We start from the raw sequence: 21,991 nt of genomic DNA, 5'->3' as shown, positions 1-21,991 counted from the left end.
GAATTGCGGACACCGATAGCCTTTCCCACTGTGATCAGCTAAACACCGATGGATGTGAATTCGGGGGAACGGTGAAGATCAACCTGCTCGGTGACGTGGAGGTGCTGCTTGCCGAGCACAAGTTGCACCTGGGTACGCCGAAACAACGGGTAATCTTCGCAATGCTCGCGGTCCAGCCAGGCCGGTTGGTGACGTTGGTCGATCTCATAGACGAGTTGTGGGTCGATCACCCTCCGCGATCCGCCGTGGCGAATGTGCGGACCTATGCGGCCAATCTCCGTCGAGAGTTCGAGACGTCGGGGCTCGCCGAAGCGACTCTCGTGCGGCAGGGGAACGGCTATCGGCTCACCCTGCGGCCGGAGGTGGTCGATGTCTTCCGCTTCCAGGAGGAGCTGTACGCGGGCCGGGACGCGCTGGGTGCTGGCGACCTGGAGCGAGCGTCGGAACTGCTGGGCCGCGCCTTGGCGCGGTGGCAGGGTCCCATGCTCGCCGGCATTCCGCTCGGACCCGTCCTGACGGCTCGAACCGTCGCCGCTGAAGAGGAGCGCCTTCTGGCGGTGGAACTACTCGCCGAGGTGCACCTCCGCTCGGGACGGGACGACCTCGCGATTCCGTCACTGCGGGAGGTGGCCGCGCGCCATCCGCTCCGAGAGCCGACGTACCGCCTGCTCATGCGTTCCCTGCACGAGCGCGGTGACAGCGCGGAGGCGCTCCTCGCGTACGACGAGATTCGCAAGCACCTGATCAGCGAGTTGGGCGTGGGCCCAGGGGCCAATCTCGAGGAGTTGCGCCGCAGGATCGTCGCCGAGATGCCCAACCGGGTGCCTCTCGACGACAGCCGGCGCGAGACGAGGTCTGCGTCCGGTCCGTCGCCGACGGGAGACTCGACACCCAGGCCGACCCGCGCGGTCGCGCCTGTGGACCACCTGCCCCGTTCGGTCACCGACTTCGTCGGCCGACAAGGCATGGTGGCGCGGCTGTTGGCGGAGACACGACGTGTCGAGAGTCGGGTCCCGGCCGTGCACGTCATCGACGGCATGGCCGGCAGCGGCAAGACGACGCTCGCCGTTCACCTGGCCCGTCGACTCGGTGACCGGTATCCGGACGCCCGGTTGTACGTCGACCTGCGCGGGCACGGTGGGAAGGATGTGATGGCCCCGGCGTCGGCCCTGGTCGTCCTGCTTCGTCAGCTCGGGGTTCCGGCCGAGCAGATACCGATCGACGTGGACGCCAGGACGGAACGCTGGCGACGCGAGCTGGCCCACCGACGGTCGGTGATCATCCTGGACAACGCCGCCGGTAGCGACCAGATCCTTCCCCTCCTGCCGATCGAGCCGACCGCCGTCGTACTGGTGACATCGCGACGCCGACTCACCCACCCGGATCTCGGAGCGTCCCAGTCCCTGCCCGTCATGTCGTCCCGGGAGGGCGTCGACCTGCTGACCCTGAGCGTCGGGCGGGAGCGGGTGGACGCCGAGCCGGAGGCAGCTGTCGAGGTGGTCCGGCGGTGCGGCCACCTTCCGCTGGCGATTCGGCTCGCGGGCGCCCGGCTGGCACACCGGCGCGGGTGGCGGTTGGCGGATCTTGCGGCACAGATGGCCGGCGGTACGTCGGCTCTCCTGCAACTGGGTGGGGAGAACAGCACGATCACCGGCGCGTTCACCGCCTCCTACGAGCCGCTGTCCGAGTCGACGAAGCGGGCCTTCCGGTTCCTGGGCCTGTATCCCGGCAGTCGGTTCGGCCCCATCTCGGTCGCGGCACTGACCGGACTCACCGTCGCGGAAGCGCACGCGGCTCTTGACGACCTCACCGACCGGCACCTGGTGGAGAACCTGAACTCGCGGCAGTACGGCCTCCACGACCTCATGCGTCAGTACTCCGTCGAGCTGTGCACCCGCATCGATTCCCCGCAGGAACGCCGGTCGGCCCTGGCCCAACTGTTCGATCTCACGTTGGAAGCGGCACTGCGGATCGCGGAGACCATCGAGCCCCTCGGTATCCGAACTCAGGTGAGTCATCTTCCCTTCGACAGACCCGAGTTGCTCGACGCTCTCGGGGAGCCGAGCGCCGAGTGGTTGGAAGCCGAGCGGGCGGACCTGGTGACGATGGTGGCCTCAGCCCACGAGTCGGGCTTTCACCAACACACCTGGCGGTTGGCTCGCGCGCTGTGGCGATTCTGTTACATCCGGGGGTACTTCGAGGACATCGTCACGACCCACCGGCACGGGCTCGCCGCAGCCGAGGCGACGGGCGACATCGATCCGACCGCGCTGATGCACAACTACCTGGCTTCCGCATACGTCAAGACCGGTGACAACCGGAGGGCTCTCGACCACCTGACCCGCGCGGTCGAGCTCTCCAAGGAATCGCAGAACACCTTGAACACCGCGCGCTACCAGGCCAATCTCGCTCCCGTCTACTACTGGAGCGGCCACCTCGCCGAAGCGGTGGAACTCGGTATGGAACGTCTGCGCGACTACAAGGGCTACGGCAGTGTCGGAGTGCCGATGGCGCTACCGAACGTCGGTCTGGCCCTGACGTCACTGGGTCGTTACGACGAGGCGTTGTGGTTGCACCGGCGTCATCTGGCGTGGGCCCGGACGAATTCGAACGAGTTCCACGTGCTCAACGCCCTCAGCCACATCGGGGGCGTACGCGCGCGCAGGGGAGACCTCCCCCAGGCGATCAGGATCCTCAAGGCCTCGCTGGCGCTTCGCGATCGCACCGGTCACCGCTACGGGGAGGCGGAGGTACGCCTGGACCTCGGCATCGCCTATCGCGGTCTGGGTCGTCTGGCGCAGGCACAACAGGAGCACGAGATGGCCCGCAGCCTGGCGGTCGGTTCGAGTGAACGGCACGTCGAAGCCGCGGCGTTGAACGAACTGGGCCGCACCCTACGGGCACGCGGGCTGGACCAGGCGGCTGCCGAGATGCACGGAGCGGCCCTGCGACTGGCGACCCGGATCGCGCACCCGCACGAGCAGGGGCGGGCACTGGCCGGACTGGCCGAGCACTTCGCCAGCGTCGACCCGGCCGAGGCCCGGCGGCACTGGGAGCGGGCGCTGGCGATCTTCGTTCGGATGGGTGTGCCGGAACGCCACGACGTGCAGCGTCATCTCGCCGAGCTCGACCAGCAGACAGGCCGCTGACCTGCTCAGACGTGGCTTATCGATTTCTTATCGCCGGGCTCGGTAGCTTCTGTCGCGTATCGACGAACGGGGGAGGTTCTGCCCCTGGGCAGAACCGGGTCGTCGATACACGCCCGCCGCCAGGTCTCCCCCCAGAGACTTCGGTGGCGGGTCGTCCGGCCAGGAAGGGGTGATGGTCCGGTGGACTCGCCGTCGCACCCGGCGGGACGCGGTGCCGTCGCCCCTTCCGAGCGCCCGCACGTCGTACCGCACCGATAGGCTCACGGCCGTGACCGAACCCGCGCAGCTCAGCCACGTCGACCGCGCCGGCGCGGCCCGGATGGTCGATGTCTCCGCCAAGGCGGTGACCGGGCGGTTGGCGGTCGCGGCCGGCCGTCTGCGCACCACACCCGAGGTCATCGACCTGCTGCACCGGGACGGGCTGCCCAAGGGTGACGCGCTGGCGGTGGGTCGGCTCGCCGGCATCATGGGGGCCAAACGCACTCCGGAGCTGATCCCGCTCTGCCACCCGATCGCCCTGCACGGCGTCACTGTCGACCTGCGTCTGACGACCGACACCGTGGAGATCACCGCCACCGCCCGCACGGCAGACCGGACGGGGGTCGAGATGGAGGCGCTGACCGCCGTCGCGGTCGCCGGTCTCGCGCTCATCGACATGGTCAAGGCGGTCGACCCGGCAGCCTCGGTGGAGGCGGTCCGGGTGCTGCGCAAGGAGGGCGGCAAGACCGGCGAGTGGGTCCGGCCGGAGGATCGGCCGTGATCCGGGCCCGAGTGATCGTCGCGTCCAACCGGGCGGCGGCCGGCGTGTACGCCGACACCAGTGGGCCGCTGCTCGTCGCCGGCCTGCGTGAGCTTGGCTGTCAGGTCGACGAGCCGGTGGTGGTGCCCGACGGCGAGCCCGTCGGCGTCGCCCTGCGGGACGCTCTCACCGACGGGGTCGACGTGGTGCTGACCAGCGGTGGCACCGGGGTCACCCCGTCCGATCGGACGCCGGACGTGACCCGGGCTCTCCTCGACTACGAGATCCCGGGCATCGCCGAGGCGATCCGAGCACACAGTCGGGAACGGGTGCCCACCTCGGTGTTGTCCCGTGGGCTGGCCGGGGTGGTCGGCCGAATGCTGGTGGTCAACCTGCCGGGCTCGTCAGGCGGTGCCCGCGACGGACTGGCCGTGCTCGGGCCGATCCTCGGCCACACCATCGACCAACTCCGCGGCGGCGACCACTAACTCAGCGGTCCAGACCGCGCCGGCTGTCGGCCCGTCCCGATAGGCTCGGTCGGTGAGAACGGAAACCACGCCAACGGCGGACCGGGTCGCCGCGCCCCCGCCGGCAGGGTGGGAGGAGGCGCGGTCCAGGGTGTACGCGGTCGGCCTGGCCGCCGCCCTGCCCGCCGTCGCCCGTCCGCTCGTCGACACCGACGGTCTGACCCTGGCCGAGCCGTTGACCACCCGCACCGACCTGCCCGCGTTTCCCACCTCCAGCGTGGACGGCTGGGCCGTCCGAGGCGACGGGCCGTGGCGGATCGTCGGCCGGGTGCTGGCCGGCAACACTCCCGGGCCACTCACCGAGGACGGCACGACCGTCGAGATCGCGACCGGAGCCATGGTCCCGGAGGGCGCCAGCGCTGTGCTGCGCGTCGAGAAGTCCACCGTCACCGGCGGCCTGGTCAGCGGCACGCCCCGGCAGACGCCGGAGTGGCGGCAGCCGGGCGAGGAGGCGTACGCCGACGAGGAGCTGCTGCCCGTCGGTACGCCGGTCGACCCGGCGGTGATCGGCCTGGCCGCGTCCTGCGGGCACGACACGCTGCGGGTCCGGCGGGCGCCGCGCGCCGCGCTGCTGGTCTTCGGCGACGAGCTGCTGACGGCGGGTCCGCCCGCGGCGGGCCGCGTACGCGACGCGCTGGGCCCGGCGGTGCCGGCGTGGCTCCGGCGGTACGGCTGCCAGGTCCGCCCCTCGGACGTGGTCGGTCCGGTGGCCGACACGCTGCCCGCGCACGTGGCGGCGCTGCGCGCGGCGCTGGCCAACGCCGACCTGGTCTGCACCACCGGCGGCACGATGCACGGTCCGGTCGACCACCTGCACCCGACCCTGGAGGCGTTGGGCGCCGACTACGTGGTCAACACGGTGGCGGTCCGGCCGGGCTTCCCGATGTTGCTGGCCCGGCTGGCCGACCCAGACGGGCGGGTCCGCTTCGTCGCCGGCCTGCCCGGCAACCCGCAGTCCGCCATCGTCGCGCTGGTGTCACTTGTCGCGCCGCTGCTCGCCGGGCTACAGGGACGCTCGATGCCGGTGTTGCCGCAGGCCACGTTGGCCGAGGCGGTGCCCGGGCGCGGCGACCACACCCACCTGGCGCTGGTTCGTGTGGACCGGGCTGCCGGCACGGCGCATCCGGTGCGGCACGTCGGTTCGGCGATGCTGCGCGGCCTCGCGGGCGCCGACGGGTTCGCCGTGATCCGGCCGGGCACCAGCGGTGCGCAGGGCGACCGGGTGCCGATCGTGCCGTTGCCGTTGCTGTCCGGGGAGCGGGCGTCGTGACCGCGCCGCCGATCACCGTCGTCGAGGTCACCGACCGGCCCCTCGACCTCGCCGCGCACGAGGCGGCGGTCGCCGACCGCCGGGCTGGCGCAGTCGTCTCCTTCCAGGGCGTCGTGCGCGACCACGACCACGGGCGTGCGGTGGTGACCCTGGACTACGAGGGGCACCCGAGCGCCGCGCAGATTCTGCGTGAGGTCGCCGCCGAGGTCGCCGCCGACCCCGACGTGTACGCGGTGGCGGTCTCGCACCGGGTCGGATCGTTGGCCATCGGTGACGTGGCGCTGGTCGCCGCGGTGAGCACGGCACACCGCGCTGCGGCGTTCGCTGCGTGCGCCCGCCTCGTCGACGAGGCCAAGGCCCGGTTGCCGATCTGGAAGCGGCAGGTCTTCGCCGACGGCACCGAAGAGTGGGTCAACTGTCCCTGAGCGTTCAGCGGCGCCCGTTCACCGCCACTGCCCGGGCGAGTCGTTCGCCGTAGAAGGCCGGCTCGGCGCCGGGTCGCCAGGGCAGTGCCGCCACCAGCACGATCAGGGCGAGGGCCAGCGAGTTCTCCATCAGCGCCCCGAACAGGCCGTCCTGGTAGTGGGACACCTCCGGCAACTGGTGCTCGTACGGCCAGATGGGGGAGACCAGGAACAGCAGATAGAGCCCGACAGCGGCGACGCCGTGCCGGAACCCGGTCAGTGTGGGATACCAGATCGGCGGGCGCAGAGCGTTGAGGCCGCTCAGGCCGCCGAACGCCGGACCCTGGCCGGTGCGCTGCGTGAGGCCCCTGCTCGCCTCGCGTCGACGTACGGCTGCGTCGGCCAGCACGATGATCGCCGGGATCACCCAGACCAGATGGTGCGTCCAGGAGATCGGGCTGATCACGTTGGCGGTCAGACCGACAAGCGTGAACGCGGTCAGCTCGTCACCGTCGGCGCGTGAACTGGCCGCTCGGGACAGGCCCACCGCCAGGATCAGCACCGAGAAGGCGAGCCAGAGCAGGCCGGGAGTCTCGATCGAGTCGTACAGCCGGGCCAGCAGGCCGGCGAGCGACTGGTTGGGCGTCATGTCGGCCGCGCCGACCCGCTCGGTCTGCCAGAGCACGCTACCGAAGTACGTCCGTGACTCGTCGCCGACGACCGCGAAGGTCCCGATCGTGACGCCGATCGTGGTGCCGATCGCAGTGGCGGCCACCCGCCACTGACGGGTGATCAGCAGGTAGGCGATGAACAGCGCCGGGGTGAGCTTGACGGCGGTGGCCAGGCCGATGCCGGCGCCCGCCCAGGCGCCACCGTAGACGAAGCGCAGCAGCGGACCGTCGGTGGCGGCGTAGTGGGTGCCCCGGCGCGAGCGCCACCGCAGTCCGATGAGGTCCGCCATGATCAGGGCGAACAGCAGGAGGTTGACCTGGCCGTAGCCCAGGGTCTCGCGGCTGGGCTCGATGGCGACGGCGAGCGGGACCGCCAGAGCCACGGTGAACCACAGTGGCCAGCCCAACCGGTCCACGATGGGGCGCAGCAGTCCGGCCAGCACCAACGCCAGCGCGGCGATGCTGGCCAGGGCGTTGACCATCCCGGCCGCGCCGATCGGCAGCTGTGCCATGGGCAACATGACCAGCCCGGCGAACGGCGGATAGGTGAACCCGAGTGTGGTGCCGGGCGCGATGAACTCGTAGAGCTCGTGACCGCTCGCCCACCACACCACCGCGCCGTGGTAGATCTTCATGTCGAAGAAGTTGTACGGTCGCCCGAACTCGCCGATGGCGAGCCAGGCGGCGTAGGCGACGGCGGCCACGATGGCGACCCGTACGACGTTCCTGCGATCGATCCCGCGCGTCATGCGCTGAACTGGGGCGAGGAGGTCCGCCCGTCTACCGACAGCCGTCGGCATGGCGTGGCCACCCCCGTACCAAGGTCGTCCTACCCGTCCAGGTCCTGCACGGAGCCTAGAACGGCGCCTCACGTCAGTGCCTCCCGCGTTATGCGACCGTGTCCGATCCCACACATGTTTTTGACATTTCCACCGCGTTAACGCCTACCGGGTGGTTCAGGTAATTCGCGGCCTTAGCCGGGGGGTGGGGGTGACACTGAGAGGCATCGAGGCAGGTCAGCCTGGTAGTCGACGCGCGGTGGCCGCCGACCGGACAGCGATCCGCGCCTCGCGGCGGGCGGTGCGCACCGCCCGTTGCATGGAACGTCGAGAGTGGCCGATGCGGTGACCCGTACGCCAGCGGATGCCGGGCTTGCCACCGGTGTCGGCGGCGGCGAGCAGGAGACCGCCGAACAGCCCCAGGTTCTTCAGGGTGTGGATCTGGTTGTTGTTCTTGGCGATCGGGTCGTCGTTCTTCCAGAACGGATGCCCGGCGATGGTCACCGGCACGAGGGTGCCGGCGAGGACCAGTGCGGCGGGCCGGCTGAACCGACCGGTGGCCAGCATCAGCCCCGCCCCGACCTGCACCGCAGCGTTCAGCCGGATCAACGATTCCGTCTCGGTGGGGAGGCTCGGGTGCGCCTTCTGCAACAGCGGCGCGACCTTGTCGGTCACCGGCTTGGCGGCCTGCGCCAGTCGATGCGGGTCGCGCAGGTTGCGGTACCCCTGGACCACGAAGATGCCGCTCAGCATGGCGCGGGCGAGGGAGCGTACGGGCGTCATGGAACAGTCATACCCCGTCGCGGCGTTTGCTACCCGGGCAACCGCCGGATCGGCATCGGTCGGCATGCCCGTGCGCCACGCCGATTCGAGCGACCATCGCTGATGGACGGGGCGCGACGGGTATCGTCGCGCGGGTGACGACGCTGCGGCTCCGTCCCGAAGACCCGGCCGACACCGGCCCGGTGCGTCGGGTGCTGGCCTCGGCGTTCGCCCGCCCGGACGTGCAGACGCCGCCGGAGGTCGGGCTGGTCGAAGACCTCCGGAGCACCGACGCCTGGCTTCCCGAGCTGGCCATGGTCGCCGAGTACGGCGGCGAGGTCGTCGGGTACGCGCTGCTCACCCGGGTGGGGGTTCGGCCCGATCGGGGTGCCGTCGCACCGGGCCTCGCGCTCGGGCCGGTGGCGGTCGCGCCGCACCGCCAGCGGGTCGGGCACGGCAGCGCGGTGGTGCAGGCCGCCCTGGACGCCGCCACCGAGCTGGGCGAGCGGCTGGTCGTGGTGCTCGGCGCCCCGGCCTTCTACCGTCGCTTCGGCTTCGGGCCGGCCGCCGAGCTGGGTCTCAGCAGCCCGTGGGCCGGTCTCGGTGAGCCGTGGCAGGCGCTGGTGCTGCCGCCGTCCACCAGCGAGGAGGGCGCTCCGCCGCGCGGCGAGGTCGTCTTCCCCGCGCCCTGGTCAAGAGTCTGACCGCGCCGGCCTGACCGCGCCGGTCAGGCGGGCTGGGTGCGCAGGTAGCGGCCGAAGTGCGGGACGGTGAAGGCCACCGTGCCACGTTCGCCCGAGTAGATGAGCCCCTTCTTGATCAGCGCGTCGCGGGCCGGGGAGAGGCTGGCCGGCTTGCGGCTGAGGGCGCGGGCGATCTCGGCGGTGGGTACGGCGGCGTCCATGTCGTCGCGGACCACGCCGCCGGCTTCGCCCTCCACCAGGGACAGCGTGGCCATCGCCCGCATGTACTCGCGTTCGGCCGGGGTGGCCCGCTCGAACCGGGAGCCGAAGAAACCGACCGCGAGTTCGGCCTCGGCCTCGGGCGCGGCGACCCGGACGTCCGCCGCGGTGATCGGCGACCGCGGCGCGTGATCCCAGGTCGCCTTGCCGTACGCCTGGACGAAGTACGGATAGCCGCCCGACTTCTCGTAGAGCAGGTCGAGCGCCTTCTGCTCGTACTCCACCTCCTCGCGCTCGGCCGGCGCGCAGAGCGCCTGGTCGGCGGCGATCCGGTCGAGCCGGTCGATGCGCTGGTAGCGGAAGAGCCGTTCCGAGTACGACTTGGCGGCGCTGAGCACGGCGGGCAGGTGCGGCAGCCCCGCGCCGACGACGATCAGTGGGGCACCGATCTGGGACAGTTCGTGGCAGGCGGCGCAGAGCGCTGAGACGTCCTCCGGCCCGAGGTCCTGCATCTCGTCGATGAAGACGGCGATGCCGGTGCCCACGTCACTGGCCACGGCGGCGGCGTCGCTGAACAGCTCGACCAGGTCGATCTCGATGTCCCCGGAGTCGGCGCGACCGCTCGCGGCGGGAACGTCGATGCCGGGTTGCCACCGGTCGCGCAGCTTGGGCGCGGACCCGGCGCGAACGGTCGGCACGGACCGCTGGGCGAACGCCTTGAGTACCCCGAGGAAGGCGTCGATCCGGTCGGGGGCGCGGTGGCGTGGAGCGAGTTCGCGGACCGCCATGTGCAGGGCGGCGGCGACCGGGCGGCGCAGTGACTGGTCCGGACGGGCCTCGATCTTGCCGCTGCCCCAGAGGCGGTTGATCGCCTGTGACCGCAGCGTGTTGAGCAGGACGGTCTTGCCGACGCCGCGCAGCCCGGTGAGCATCAGGCTGCGCTCTGGCCGCCCACGGGCGATGCGTTCCAGCACGATGTCGAAGACGTCCAGCTCGCGCCCTCGCCCGGCGAGTTCGGGAGGGCGCTGGCCGGCGCCCGGGGCGTACGGGTTGCGGACCGGATCCACGCATCGCAGAATATCGGGCCCTCTAGCTGCGAAGCTAGATATGGATAGATGAGGCTACCGGCGTGTTGAAGCCGTCGACACAAAACTAGGGCTGTCTAGCGTCCATGCTAGACAGCCCTAGTTTTGGGAATCGTCTACCGCTTCTTCAGGCAGAGCACGTAGTCGAACAGGTCGATCGAGTTGTCGTGCACGTAGTTCGCGGTCGCCTGCGGCGCGAGCGTCTGGCACCGGTCCCCGTCGGTGGTCGCCGGAATCCGCAGGAGCACCTGGTAGGTGTTCGGGCCGCAGGGCACCTTGCGCAACTCCGCGTCGTCCTCGCTGCCGTCGTTGACCACGCAGTCGCCCTTGGCGAACTCCTCCTCCTCGTCCGGCGACGGCACGACCGGGCTCGGGGCATCACTGGGCAGACCGGGAGGGGCGACCGGCGCGCTCGCCGACGGCAGGGGCGTGACATCGCTGTCGGAGTCGGCGATCCGCCAGGCCGCCCAGCCGGCAAGGCCGAGACAGGGGCAGAGCAGGAGCAGCACGACCAGCCCGACGATCAGGGCGACCTTCCGGCCGTTCCGGTTGGCGGGGGCGGGGGGTGGCATCGGGTATCCACCGGGTGCCGGCGGACCCCACGGTGCCGCCGGCAGGCCCGGGGCGGGCGGGAACGGCCCCGGCGGGGCATCCCACTGCGGCGGTTGCTCCGGTGGCGGCCCCCACTGCGGCGGTTGCTCCGGTGGCGGCCCCCACTGCGGCGGTTGCTCTGGAGGCGGCCCCCACTGCGCGGGCTGTGGCGGCGGCCCCCACTGCGGAAGCGTCGGATCGACCGGTGGCGGGCCGCCGGGACCGGTCGGCGGACGCTGGTACGGGTCGTCCGGCTGCCCGGAACCCGCTGGTCCGTAGGTCGTCATGTCATCCCCAGGGTGGGTGGTCAGCGCTGCTTCAGGCAGAGGACGAAGTCGAGGGTGTCCAGCTCGCTGTCGAAGAAGTACCAGTTCGTGTAACCCTCGACCTTGGCGCACTTGGCCTCGGCGTCGCGTTCACCGCTTGTCGCGCCGTCGACCCGGCGCAGCACCTCGTACGACTTCGGGGCGCAGCCGCTGATCAGCAGCTTGGGCTTGCCGCCCGACACCCCGTCGTTGCGCACACACTGCCCGACCTTCACGAACCGCGGGTCGGCCGACGACTCAGGTGCCGCGACGCTGGGCACCGGCTCGGCCGGATCGGTCACACCGCCGGTGGGCTGGGCCGCAGCGGCCGAGCCGGTCGGCGCGGCCGTCGTCGGCCCCGGGTCGTCCGAACCCCGAAGGAACCAGTACGCACCGCCGCCGGCCAGCACCAGCAGCACGACAGCCAGCACCGCGATCATCGGCCCCCGCCCACGCCTCGGTGGCGGTGTGGGCGAAGGGTCGTCGCCGTACGAGTTACCGTCGGGCCGGTAGGTCCCCACGCCGTAGTCCGGCTCCCTGTCGGCTGGGGGGTACCCGCCACCGTAGGGCCCGGAGGGCTCCGCGCCATACGGCGTGCCCGTCCCGCCCCCGTACTGGCCACCCCCGGACTGCCCGCCGCCGTACTGGCCACCCCCGTACTGGCCGCCGCCGTACTGTCCACCCCCGTACTGCCCGCCGCCGTAGGGCGTCGCCGGTGCGCCGCCGTACTGGCTGTCGCCGTGAGGGCCCGGCCTCTGCGACGCGGCCGGGTAGGGCTGAACCGTCGGCGGATAGGGCTGTGCGGCCGGCGGGTAGGGCTGCTGAGGCGGCCGGTTGGGCGTCTCGTCGGGCCGCTGCCCACGCCACGGGCCTGCGTAGCCCTCACCCGGTGGTCCGTAATTCGTCATGCCGCCCTCCTGCACAAGTGGTGAGAGGCCGGCCAACAAAGCGCGACGCCGACTCCGAGGTCACCGTAGCGTGGTCCACCGATGAGCTCATCTCCACCGAGCGCCGCCGCCGCATCCGGCCGCCGCGCCGTCACCGCGCCAACCCTGGTGTGGACCGCGCTGATCGTGGTCTACGTGCTGTGGGGCTCCACCTATCTGGCCATCCGGATCACGGTGGAGACGCTGCCGTCGCTGCTGTCCGCCGCCCTGCGCTTCGCCGTGGCGGGCCTGGTGCTGGCGGTGGTGCTGCGCCTGCGCCGCGGGCCGGGTGCCCTTCGGGTGCGGCGTCGGCAGCTCGGCTCCGCCGCCCTGGTGGGTGTGCTCCTGCTCGCCGGTGGCAACGGCCTGGTGGTGCTCGCCGAGTCCGGGCCGCCCGGGGAGGCGCTGCCGTCCGGCGTCGCCGCCCTGCTGGTGGCGACCGTGCCGCTGCTCGTGGTGCTGCTGCGGTCGGCCACCGGCGACCGGCCCCCGCTCTGGACGTTCGCCGGGGTCACCGTGGGCTTCGTCGGACTCGTGTTGCTGGTGCTGCCCGCCGGTACGGCGGACGCGGTGCCGCTGGTCGGAGCGTTGACAGTGGTGGTGGGAGCCGCCGCCTGGTCGGTGGGGTCGTTCCTGTCGGGACGGATCGAGATGCCCGCCGACCCGTTCGTCGCGACCGTGTACGAGATGGTGGCCGGCGCGCTGGCGCTGGCCGTGGTCGCCGCCGCCCGGGGTGAACTGAGTGACTTCCACCCGACCGCGGTGAGCACCCGATCCTGGTTGGCGTTGGGATACCTCATGGTGGCCGGATCGCTGGTTGCCTTCACCGCGTACGTCTGGCTGTTGCAGAACGCGCGGATCTCGCTGGTGTCGACGTACGCGTACGTGAACCCGGCGGTCGCGGTGGCGCTCGGCGCGCTGCTCGTGGCCGAGCCGATCACGCCGCAGGTGCTGCTCGGCGGGGCGGTCATCGTCGCCGGCGTCGCGCTGGTGGTGACCACCGAACGCCCGCGCCGCAAGGCAGCGGGGCCACGATCGGGGGCGGCGCGGACGTAAGCCCGGCGGTAACGTCCGGCCCATGTCGGCTGCCGCGCTGCTCGGGGTGGCGTTGCTCGGCGGGTTGGTCGGTCTCGTCGTACCCCCGCTGGCTCGGCATTTCGTCACCCCGCCGGTGCGGCGGGGTGGGCCGGTCTGGCTCTGTCCGCCGCTGGCGGCCGTGGTGTTCGTGGGGCTCGCTGTCGTGCTGCGTGATGACCCGGCGCTGCCGGTCCTCCTCGCGGTGGCGGTGGTGGGTCTGGTGCTGGCCGTCGTCGACCTGGCCTGCCTGCGGCTGCCCGACCCGCTGGTCGCCGCCGCCGGCACGCTGGCCCTCGGCGGGCTGACCGGGGCGGCGCTGCTGGCCGGCACTCCCGCGCGTCTGGTCGGCGCGCTGGTCGGCGGGGTGCTCGCCGGAGCGGCGCACGTGCTGCTCGCCCTGTTGCCGAGGTCCCGACTGGGTTTCGGGGACGTCAAGCTTGCCGCCGTCCTCGGGCTTCCGCTCGGCTGGCTGGGCCGCGACGCCCTGCTCACCGGGCTTCTCCTGGCACACCTGCTGCACGGGGTCCTGGTCCTCGGCCTGCTCGCCACGCGACGGGTCCGCCCCAACACCCTGCTCCCGCTAGGCCCGGCCCTCTTGGCAGGCACCTGGCTGGCTGCCCTCCTGACGTGACCCCCTCCCCCTGGGTGCCCGGGGCGCGTCGATCATGAAGTTGTTGCCAGCCATATCGGCGTGTCGAGGCAACAACTTCATGATCGACGGAAGGTCCACCGCAGAGGGGGTCAGATCAGGCGGAGCTGGCGGTCCCTGGGGCGGCGGGGTTCGGTCTCACCGAACCGCTCGAACAGGCCCGGGTCGACAGCGGTGAGAAACGGCGAGGGTGTGCAGTCGCGCTCCTTGCCGTGGCGGGTCCGGCGGGCGGCGTGACTGACGTACAGGCGGTCCTGGGCCCGGGTCAGGCCGACGAAGAAGAGTCGACGCTCCTCGGCGACGGCGTCCTCGTCGGGCGTCGAACCGGGCCAGCGCAGCGGCAGCAGCCCGTCCTCGACGCCGACCAGGAACACCACCGGGAATTCGAGGCCCTTCGCGGCGTGCAGCGTCAGCAGGGTGACCGCCTCCGCACGCGGGTCGAGCGCGTCCACCTCGGCACCGGTGCCCAACTGCGACAGGAACGACTCCACGTCGTCGCCGCAGCGCTGCGCCAGCGGGGTCAGCAGGTCCACCGCGGAGCGGACGTCCTCGGGGCGGACGGCGCCACCCGTGCCGTCCAGGGTGGGCACCGCGAACCGCTCGGCGACCACCTGGCCGACCAGCCGTACGCGGGCCGCCAGCGACCCGGCCAACCCGTCGGCGTGCCGCAGCTCGCGAGCGATCGCCGCCACCCCCGGCCGGTCCCGCAGCCGGTCGTGCGAGCGTTTCTGCACGGGAATGTTGGCCCGTGTCAGGGCGTCCACGATCGGGGCGGCCTGCGCGTCGGTGCGGTACAGCACGGCGATGTCGGAGAACGACAGCGTCGTGGACCGGCCGTCGATCCGACCCGAGTCGAGGGATCGGTGGGACAGTCCGCCGACCAGTTCGTCGACCGTCCGGACCACGAAGTCGGCTTCGTCGGTCACGGACGACGCCGGGTACCGGCCGACCAGCGGTGCCTCCGGGTCGAGCCGTGCCGGATCCAGTCGCCGACCCTGGACCAGCGACGACGGCGCGATGGCCTGCACGGCGGCCGCCAGGATCGGCGCCGACGAGCGGTAGTTGCGGTTGAGTCGGACGAGCCGGGCGTCCGTGAAGTCCTGTGAGAAGCGCAGGAAGTAGCCGACGTCGGCACCCCGGAAGGAGTAGATCGCCTGGTCCGGGTCACCGATGGCGCAGAGGTTGCCGTCGGCGGGGCTGAGCAGCCGCAGCAGCTCGTACTGCACCGCGTCGACGTCCTGGTACTCGTCGACGAAGATCCACCGCCAGCGGTCCCGGTACCGCTCGACCAGCTTCCGGTCGGTTCGCAACAGCTCCACCGGGACGCTCACCAGCTCGTCCAGGTCGACCAGGTCCTGCTTGCGCAGCAGCGCCGTGTAGCCGGCTACATCGTCGCCGGCCTCCGACCTCGCCGCCGCCCGCTCGGCGTCGTCGGCGATCCGGAAGCCGGCCGGAAGGCCCGCCGCGTCGGCGTTCTCCCGCAGGATGGTCAGCCCCAACGCGTGGAACGTGCCCACGGTGACGTCCTCGGCGACCGGGCCGAGCAACCCGTCGAGGCGATGTCGCAGTTCCTCGGCCGCGCGGCGGGTGAACGTGATCGCGAGGCAGTGCTCGGGAAAGACGTTCAGCTCCGCGCAGAGGTACGCGATCCGGTGGGTCAACGTCCGGGTCTTGCCGGTGCCCGGGCCGGCCACGATGAGCAGCGGTCCGCCGGGAGCGGACGCCGCCACCCGCTGCATGGCGTCCAGCCGGTCCAGCAGGCCGGTGCCGACCTCCTCCATGCCGGAGAGCATCGGCTCGAACGGTTCGTGCGGTGACGGCGGCGGCGCGATCGGTGGCGCGGGAGGCGGGGCCGGCTTGCGCTTCGGTTCCGCCTTGGCCGCCGCCGGGCGCTTGGCCGTCGCTCGGGCCGCCGGCTCCGTCGGCCGTCGCTGCGCCGGCACGGGTACGTCGAACAGCGTCTCCTGTGCCGTGTCCGCACCCAACTCCGCAGGATCGAACAGCGTGATCACCCCGTATTCGCCGTCGTACCCCGGAACCCGGCGTACGTCGCCCTGCCGGAGCCGCCCGATGCCCTCGGCGAGCAGTTCACCGCCGGTCTGCGCGATGTCGGACAACGGCGTCGTCGTCAGGATCTCCAACTCGGGGCCGAGCGCGGCGAGCAGCTCGTTGAGTCGCCCCTCGACCTTCTTCGACCGGGCGCCCACCTTGTTGATCTCGCCAAGGATCTCGGCGAGCGGCACCAGGTGGGTGACGTCCCGGGCGTGTGCCGGCCGGTGCCCCTCCGGGCGGTCGGCCAGCTCCTCGATCCGGCTGAGGACGCCCACGGTGAGGGGTTTGCCGCACTCCGGGCAGAGCCCTCCCGCGGCCATGGTCTGTTCCGGCGACCAGTTGACGCCGCACAGCCGGTGCCCGTCCGCGTGGTACTTGCCCTCCTCCGGGAAGAATTCGATGGTGCCGGCCAGGCCGTCACCGGTCCGCAGCGCATCCCGGACGGCGAAGTAGTTGCGTTCGGCGGTCAGCACGGTCGCTTCCCGGCCGAGGGCCGGCGGCGAGTGCGCGTCCGAGTTGGACACCAACTGGTAGCCGTCCAGACTGCCGACCCGCCAGTTCATCGCCGGGTCGGACGAGAGGCCGGTCTCCACGGCGAAGATGTGGTCGGCCAGGTCGGCGTAGCAGTCGGCGATCGCGTCGAAGCCGGACTTCGAGCCCAGTGCGGAGAACCACGGTGTCCAGATGTGCGCCGGCACGAGGTACCCGTCCGGACTGGCCTCCAGGGTGATCTCCAACAGGTCCCGCGAGTCCAGACCGAGGATCGGCCGGCCGTCGGAGCCCAGGTTGCCGATCCGGCCGAGAGCGGTGTTGAAACGGGCCACCGCCTCCAGGTCGGGCAGGTAGATCAGGTGGTGCACCTTGCGGGTGCGGTCGTCCCGTTTGTAGATCGTGGAGATCTCCACGCTCAGCATGAACCGGATCGCGTCCGCGTCGGTCGTGCCGGCGAGTCGTGGCGGCAGCCGGCGGGCGATGTCGCGCTCCGCCTCCGGGTCGAGCCGGTAGAGCCCCGGCTCGGCCGGCCGCAGGGTTTCCCGCAGATGGTCGTACCAGGCGGGGTGGGTGAAGTCGCCGGTGCCGAGCAGCGCGATGCCCTTGCGCCGCGCCCACCAACCCAGGGTCGGCAGGGTCAGGTCGCGGCTGCACGCGCGCGAGTACTTCGAGTGGATGTGCAGGTCCGCGACGAAGGGAGGGAGGCCACCGGGAGGTACGGCGCTGAACGGAGGCACGCCGCATCCTGTCACGCCCGCCACGCGGCCCGCCTTCCGCCACGCGCGGACGTGACGTCCGCTATGCCGAGCGCAACTCCACGAGGCTGATCTGCGGCTCGGCCCCCACCCGCACGGGCGGACCCCAGAAACCGGCGCCGTTGGTCACGTAGACCTTGGTGCCGTCGACCTCACCGAGGCCGCTGACCACCGGCTGCTCAAGCTTGACGACCAGGTTGAACGGCACCACCTGGCCGCCGTGCGTGTGCCCGGAGAGTTGCAGGTCGACGCCGTAGCGGGCCGCCTGCTTCGCGGCGAGGGGTTGGTGCGCGAGCAGGACGACGGGACGGTTCGGGTCGCGGTCACCGAGGGCCGCCTCGAAGTCCGGTCCGGCGGCCAGTCCGGTGCCCTTGGGGTCCGCGTTCAGGTCGTTCACGCCGGCCAGGTCGAGCACGCCGCCCCGGGCCTGGATCTCCTGCCGGCGGTTCTGTAGCACCCGCAGGCCCAGCCGGTCCACCTCCTGGACCCACTCCTCGACCCCGGAGTAGTACTCGTGGTTACCGGTGACGAAGAAGCTGCCGTACCGGGAGCGCAGGTTCCGCAGCGGGGCGGCGGCCGGGCCCAACTCGGCGACCGAGCCGTCGACCAGGTCGCCGACGACCGCGACCAGGTCCGCGTCGAGGCGGTTGATCGCGGCGACGATCCGTTCGGTGTGCGCCCGGCCCCGCAGGGGGCCCAGGTGGATGTCGGAGACGGTGGCGATGCGCAGGCCGTCCATGTTGCGGGGAAGCTTCGCCAGGGGGATCTGCACCCGGTCGAGGTGGGGCGGACCGAGCGCCGTGCGGACGCCGTACCCCGTGATGCCGGTGGCGGTGAGACCGGCGAAGATGGCCGCCCCGCGGGCCAGCAGCAGGCGGCGGCCCGGGTCGTGGTCCGGCGCCGCTACCGCGCCGCTGGCCGGCGGATCGGCGGGCCCGGCGGCTCCGACCAGCACCGGCTCGGGCGCGGCGGCGGTCGGCTCGGCGGCGGTCACCCGGCGGCGCAGCACCAGCCGCGCGACGAGCATCGGCGCTTCCAGCACGACCAGCATTACCAGCAGGTAGAACATGACGGCGAGCCACAGGTAGCCCGGCCAGGCGAGCCAGTAGAAGCCGGCCTGCGTCCCGACGAGGGTGGCCGGTACGAGAACCGCCAGCACGAGGGCGGCGATCCCGCCGACCCGCCGCCAGCGACCCGGCGTGGTGGTGTCCCGGATCAGACGCTTCCACAGGTAGAGGTGGATCAGGCCGGTGACCAGCGCCAGGACGCCCATGAACCCCAGAACCGCCAACATGTGCGCCCCCCTCAGCCGCCCGCGAACGGCGGCAGGACATCGATCGTGGCCCCGCTCGGCAGGGGTGCCCGACGATCATGGCAGGTGACGCCGTTCACGAGGAAACTGGCCACGCGCAGTACGGCGGCGAGACGGTCGCCGTGCCGCTGGGCCAGCTCGGCGGTCAGGTCGTCGAGTGACCGGCCGGCGGGGGTGACCTCCTCGGACCGGCCGGCGGCGGCGCGCGCCCCCGCGAAGTAGCGGACGGTCAACGGCCTTGGCTCCACGGATCAGCCCCCGATCGCGGACATCGGCCGGGTCGGCTGGAGGAAGGTGGGATCGTCGATGCCGTGGCCGGCGCGTTTGCCCCACATCGCGGTGCGCCACCGCCGCGCCAACTCGTCGTCGGTGGTGCCGTTGCGCAGCGCCGCCCGCAGGTCGGACTCCTCGATGGCGAACAGGCAGGCGCGGACCTGACCGTCGGCGGTCAGCCGGGTCCGGTCGCAGTCGCCGCAGAAGGGCCTGGTGACGCTGGCGATCACGCCGACCCGGGCCGGGCCGCCGTCGACCAACCAGGTCTCGGCCGGCGCCGCGCCGCGCGCGGCCGGGTCGGGGCTGAGATCGAACTCGGTACGGAGACTCGCCAGGATCTCCTCGGCGGTGACCATCGTGCTCCGGTCCCAGCCGTGCTGCGCGTCCAGCGGCATCTGCTCGATGATCCGCAGGTGGTAACCGTGCTCGAGTGCGAAGCGGAGCAGAGCCGGCGCCTCGTCCTCGTTGACCCCGCGCATCAACACCGAGTTGATCTTCACGGGCTCAAGGCCTGCGGCCGCCGCCCCGGCGAGCCCGGCCAGCACCGCGTCGAGGCGGGGGCGGCGGGTGAGCTGGGTGAAGCGGGCCGCGTCCAGTGTGTCCAGCGAGACGTTCACCCGGTCCAGGCCGGCCGTCCGCAGCGCGGGCGCCAGCCGGTCCAGGCCGATGCCGTTCGTGGTCAGCGAGATCCGGGGACGGGGGTCGAGGGCGGCCACCGCGGCCACGATGCCGAGCAGGCCGGGCCGGATCAACGGCTCCCCGCCGGTGAAGCGCACCTCGGTCACGCCGAGCTGCTCGACGGCCACCCGGACCAGCCGGACGATCTCCTCGTCGGTGAGCAGGTCGGGGCCGGCCAACCAGGGCAGCCCCTCGGCCGGCATGCAGTACGTGCACCGCAGGTTGCACTTGTCGGTGAGCGACACGCGCAGGTCCCGCGCGACGCGGCCGTACCGGTCGACGAGGACGCCGTCGGCGCCTGGGGCGACACTCACCGGTCGACCGTAGCGCGCTCGACGCCGCTGAGGGCGGCTCGGGCGACCTGGACAACCGCATCGCGGTAGCCGGAACCGAACAGTGCGGTGTGCACGAGCAGCAGATGCAGCTGATGAAGAGGCACCCGATCGCGCCAGCCATCGGTCAACGGCCAGTCCTCCCGGTACGCGGCCAGCACCCGGTCAAGGTGCGCGACACCGCCGAAGAGCGCGAGTTGGGCGAGGTCGGTCTCGCGGTGCCCGCCGTGCGCCGCCGGGTCGATGAGCCAGGCCCGATCGTCGAGGCCCCACAGCACGTTGCCCGGCCACAGGTCGCCGTGGATGCGAGCCGCCGGCTCGTTCCCGCCGAACTCACCGATCCGCCCGATCACCCGCTCGACCAGCGCGGCATCGCCGCCGCTCAACGCGCCGCCGTCAAGCGACAGGCGCAGATAGGGGTTGAGTCGGCGCAGCGCGAACCACGTCGACCAGGGACCGTCGTCGGGGGTGTTGTCCTGCCCGAGGCCGCCGATGAAGCCGGCCCACGGCGCCCCGAAGGTCGGCGCGCCCGCCCGGTGCAGGGCGGCCAGCTCCCGACCGAAGCGTTCGGCGGCCTCCGGCGTCGGCTCGCCGGGCTCCACCCAGTCGAGGGCCAACAGGTCGGGCAACGCCACGATCACCTCGGGTACGCCGATCGCCTCGGCCTCCCGCAGCCACCGCAGCCCGGCGGCCTCGGCGGCGAAGAAGCCCTCGGGCGCCGGCCGGTCGGCCCTCTCCGGCCAGGACTTGGCGAAGACGGAGTGGCCATCGTCCAGAGTGAGCCGGGCGGCGGCGCAGATGTTGCCACCGGCGACCGGCGTCTCCCGGAGCCGCTGATGGGTCCGGAACGTCGGCAGGTGTGCCGGGTGCGCGCGCAGGTACGCCAGGTCCATCAGCGCACGGTAGCCGCTGTCCATGACACTGCGGTGTCTTGTCGGCACACCGAATCACGCCCACCTGCATGAATACGTTCCGTAGCTGTGGACAGACCGCGTGTCATCCACAGGGTCTGGAAGGCTTCGCGGCTCGGACGCAGCCTTCCTGCATGACCTCGACCGACCGTGCGAAGCTCTCCGTCCGCTCGCCCGCCGACCTGATCGCCGCCGTGCCGTACCTGCTCGGCTTCCACCCCGCCGACAGCGTGGTCGCGGTGGCGCTGCGCGGCCGGCAGATCATCTTCGCCGCCCGCGCCGACCTGCCCGACCCCTCGACGGATCTGGTCGACCGCGCCCGACACCTGGCCGGGGTCATCCACCGGCAGGGAGCGGAGGCCGCCACCGTGGTCGGCTACGGGCCACCCGAGAAGGTGACCCCGAGCGTGGACGCGGTGCGCGCCGCCCTGACGGCGGCCGGCCTGGAGGTGCTCGACGCGCTGCGGGTGACCGACGGCCGGTGGTGGTCCTACCTGTGTACCGAGGCGGACTGCTGCCCGCCCGAGGGTCGGCGCTACGACCCGCAGGCCAATCCGGTGACCGCGTCGGCCGTGTTCGCCGGCCAGGTCGCGCTCCCCGACCGGGCGGCCCTCGTGGCGCAGGTGTCGCCGGTCGACGGCCCGGCCCGCGAGGCCCTGCACGCGGCCACCGTCCGGGCCGAACGACGACTGGTCGAGCTGATCGGGCAGGCCCCCACCAGCGACCTCCTCGGCGGGCGGGCACTGCGTTCCGCCGGGGTGGCGGCCGTCCGCGAGGCGCAACGTCGACAGCGGCGTGGCGAACGGCTCGACGACGACGAACTCGCCTGGCTCAGCCTGCTGCTCGGTCACCTGCCGGTCCGGGACCACGCCTGGGAACGCACCGACGGCCGCGACCGGGACATCGACCTCTGGACCGACGTGCTGCGCCGGGCCGAGCCGGAGTTGACCGCCGCACCGGGCGCGCTGCTGGCGTTCGCGGCGTGGCGGGCGGGGCAGGGGGCGTTGGCGGCGGTCGCGCTGGAACGGACGTTGAGCCTGCACCCCGACTACTCGCTGGCCCTGCTCCTGGACGACCTGCTCCGGCGCGGGGTGCCACCCTCCGAGCTGGACGGCTGGCCCGCGGTCGGGATGCCGGGCGTGGTCCGCCCTCGCAAGCGGAGGCGACGTGGTCACCGCTGACCGTTCCCTTAGAGCGCGTTTGTTTTGTGGGTGGGTCGGGCGTGTCGCACAGTGGGTCCGATCGATGAGCCTGGCTCATTCGATGGACAGGCATGGATCGAGTGCGGCGGTACCCGTCTGACCTGACCAACGCCGAGTGGGAGATCATCGAGCCGATGCTGCCGTCTCC

The 21,991-nt window shown here is 72.1% G+C and carries 19 protein-coding genes; 9 read left to right on the top strand and 10 right to left on the bottom strand.

Annotated features, from left to right (window positions below):
• Positions 1-71: 71 nt before the first annotated feature.
• The 5 genes from ACGFH9_RS02715 to ACGFH9_RS02695 all read left to right on the top strand — a co-directional run bounded on the left by ACGFH9_RS02715 (position 72) and on the right by ACGFH9_RS02695 (position 6,110).
• Positions 72-3,149, top strand: a complete 3,078-nt coding sequence (locus tag ACGFH9_RS02715; protein WP_393214295.1) for a BTAD domain-containing putative transcriptional regulator — start codon at positions 72-74, stop codon at positions 3,147-3,149.
• A gap of 268 nt (positions 3,150-3,417) precedes the next feature.
• Positions 3,418-3,909, top strand: a complete 492-nt coding sequence (gene moaC, locus ACGFH9_RS02710) for a cyclic pyranopterin monophosphate synthase MoaC (protein WP_393214292.1) — start codon at positions 3,418-3,420, stop codon at positions 3,907-3,909.
• Complete coding sequence (locus ACGFH9_RS02705) at positions 3,906-4,376, top strand: molybdenum cofactor biosynthesis protein B (RefSeq protein ID WP_393214289.1); 471 nt, start codon at positions 3,906-3,908, stop codon at positions 4,374-4,376. The genes moaC and ACGFH9_RS02705 overlap by 4 nt, the downstream gene beginning before the upstream one ends.
• A 52-nt stretch (positions 4,377-4,428) precedes the next feature.
• Positions 4,429-5,685 carry a molybdopterin molybdotransferase MoeA gene (locus tag ACGFH9_RS02700; protein ID WP_393214286.1) on the top strand — a complete coding sequence of 419 codons (1,257 nt, stop codon included), beginning with the start codon at positions 4,429-4,431 and terminating at the stop codon, positions 5,683-5,685.
• Positions 5,682-6,110 (top strand): molybdenum cofactor biosynthesis protein MoaE, encoded by a 429-nt coding sequence (locus ACGFH9_RS02695; RefSeq protein ID WP_393214283.1) that lies wholly within the window; start codon positions 5,682-5,684, stop codon positions 6,108-6,110. Before ACGFH9_RS02700 ends, ACGFH9_RS02695 begins: the two co-directional genes overlap by 4 nt.
• 4 nt (positions 6,111-6,114) lie before the next feature.
• Here ACGFH9_RS02695 and ACGFH9_RS02690 read toward each other — a convergent pair whose 3' ends face one another.
• Both ACGFH9_RS02690 and ACGFH9_RS02685 read right to left on the bottom strand, forming a co-directional pair.
• The gene (locus tag ACGFH9_RS02690; RefSeq protein ID WP_393214280.1) at positions 6,115-7,560 is read right to left on the bottom strand and encodes a glycosyltransferase 87 family protein; all 1,446 of its coding nucleotides are present in this window, start codon (positions 7,558-7,560) and stop codon (positions 6,115-6,117) included.
• Positions 7,561-7,776: 216 nt separating this feature from the next.
• The gene (locus ACGFH9_RS02685; protein WP_393214278.1) at positions 7,777-8,322 is read right to left on the bottom strand and encodes a DoxX family protein; all 546 of its coding nucleotides are present in this window, start codon (positions 8,320-8,322) and stop codon (positions 7,777-7,779) included.
• A gap of 134 nt (positions 8,323-8,456) precedes the next feature.
• On the opposite strand from ACGFH9_RS02685, the gene ACGFH9_RS02680 reads away from it, so the two are divergent.
• Positions 8,457-9,005 carry an N-acetyltransferase gene (locus tag ACGFH9_RS02680; protein ID WP_355248081.1) on the top strand — a complete coding sequence of 183 codons (549 nt, stop codon included), beginning with the start codon at positions 8,457-8,459 and terminating at the stop codon, positions 9,003-9,005.
• Between the two features lie 23 nt (positions 9,006-9,028).
• On the opposite strand, the gene ACGFH9_RS02675 is transcribed toward ACGFH9_RS02680, so the two are convergent.
• The 3 genes from ACGFH9_RS02675 to ACGFH9_RS02665 form a co-directional block, all read right to left on the bottom strand.
• Positions 9,029-10,270: an AAA family ATPase gene (locus tag ACGFH9_RS02675; protein WP_393214275.1), complete on the bottom strand. Its 1,242-nt coding sequence runs from the start codon at positions 10,268-10,270 to the stop codon at positions 9,029-9,031.
• A 134-nt stretch (positions 10,271-10,404) separates the two neighbouring features.
• Positions 10,405-10,815 carry a hypothetical protein gene (locus ACGFH9_RS02670; RefSeq protein ID WP_393215229.1) on the bottom strand — a complete coding sequence of 137 codons (411 nt, stop codon included), beginning with the start codon at positions 10,813-10,815 and terminating at the stop codon, positions 10,405-10,407.
• A gap of 371 nt (positions 10,816-11,186) precedes the next feature.
• A complete protein-coding gene (locus ACGFH9_RS02665; protein ID WP_393215226.1) occupies positions 11,187-11,705 on the bottom strand; it encodes a hypothetical protein in 519 nt (172 codons plus the stop codon).
• Positions 11,706-12,173: 468 nt separating this feature from the next.
• Between ACGFH9_RS02665 and ACGFH9_RS02660 the strand changes: the two genes are divergently transcribed.
• Both ACGFH9_RS02660 and ACGFH9_RS02655 read left to right on the top strand, forming a co-directional pair.
• A complete protein-coding gene (locus tag ACGFH9_RS02660) occupies positions 12,174-13,166 on the top strand; it encodes an EamA family transporter (protein ID WP_393214272.1) in 993 nt (330 codons plus the stop codon).
• 22 nt (positions 13,167-13,188) lie between these two features.
• Positions 13,189-13,818, top strand: a complete 630-nt coding sequence (locus ACGFH9_RS02655) for a prepilin peptidase (RefSeq protein WP_393214269.1) — start codon at positions 13,189-13,191, stop codon at positions 13,816-13,818.
• A gap of 110 nt (positions 13,819-13,928) precedes the next feature.
• Here ACGFH9_RS02655 and ACGFH9_RS02650 read toward each other — a convergent pair whose 3' ends face one another.
• From ACGFH9_RS02650 to ACGFH9_RS02630, 5 genes are all read right to left on the bottom strand, one after another.
• A complete protein-coding gene (locus ACGFH9_RS02650; protein ID WP_393214266.1) occupies positions 13,929-17,117 on the bottom strand; it encodes a UvrD-helicase domain-containing protein in 3,189 nt (1,062 codons plus the stop codon).
• 61 nt (positions 17,118-17,178) lie between these two features.
• On the bottom strand, positions 17,179-18,429 hold the full coding sequence (locus ACGFH9_RS02645) for a metallophosphoesterase (RefSeq protein WP_393214264.1): 1,251 nt from the start codon (positions 18,427-18,429) through the stop codon (positions 17,179-17,181).
• 11 nt (positions 18,430-18,440) lie between these two features.
• Positions 18,441-18,695, bottom strand: a complete 255-nt coding sequence (locus tag ACGFH9_RS02640; protein WP_393214261.1) for a MoaD/ThiS family protein — start codon at positions 18,693-18,695, stop codon at positions 18,441-18,443.
• Positions 18,696-18,698: 3 nt separating this feature from the next.
• Positions 18,699-19,712, bottom strand: a complete 1,014-nt coding sequence (gene moaA, locus ACGFH9_RS02635; RefSeq protein WP_393214258.1) for a GTP 3',8-cyclase MoaA — start codon at positions 19,710-19,712, stop codon at positions 18,699-18,701.
• On the bottom strand, positions 19,709-20,623 hold the full coding sequence (locus ACGFH9_RS02630) for a fructosamine kinase family protein (RefSeq protein WP_393215223.1): 915 nt from the start codon (positions 20,621-20,623) through the stop codon (positions 19,709-19,711). Before ACGFH9_RS02630 ends, moaA begins: the two co-directional genes overlap by 4 nt.
• 152 nt (positions 20,624-20,775) lie before the next feature.
• Here ACGFH9_RS02630 and ACGFH9_RS02625 point away from each other — a divergent pair, with 152 nt between their 5' ends.
• A complete protein-coding gene (locus tag ACGFH9_RS02625; RefSeq protein WP_393214255.1) occupies positions 20,776-21,822 on the top strand; it encodes a DUF4192 domain-containing protein in 1,047 nt (348 codons plus the stop codon).
• Positions 21,823-21,991: the final 169 nt, after the last annotated feature.

The organism is Micromonospora sp. NPDC049102, from assembly GCF_043197485.1.
Taxonomy (GTDB): Bacteria; Actinomycetota; Actinomycetes; order Mycobacteriales; family Micromonosporaceae; genus Micromonospora.
Note: the sequence above shows the minus strand (reverse complement) of the source record. Positions and strands in the feature narration are given on the sequence as shown.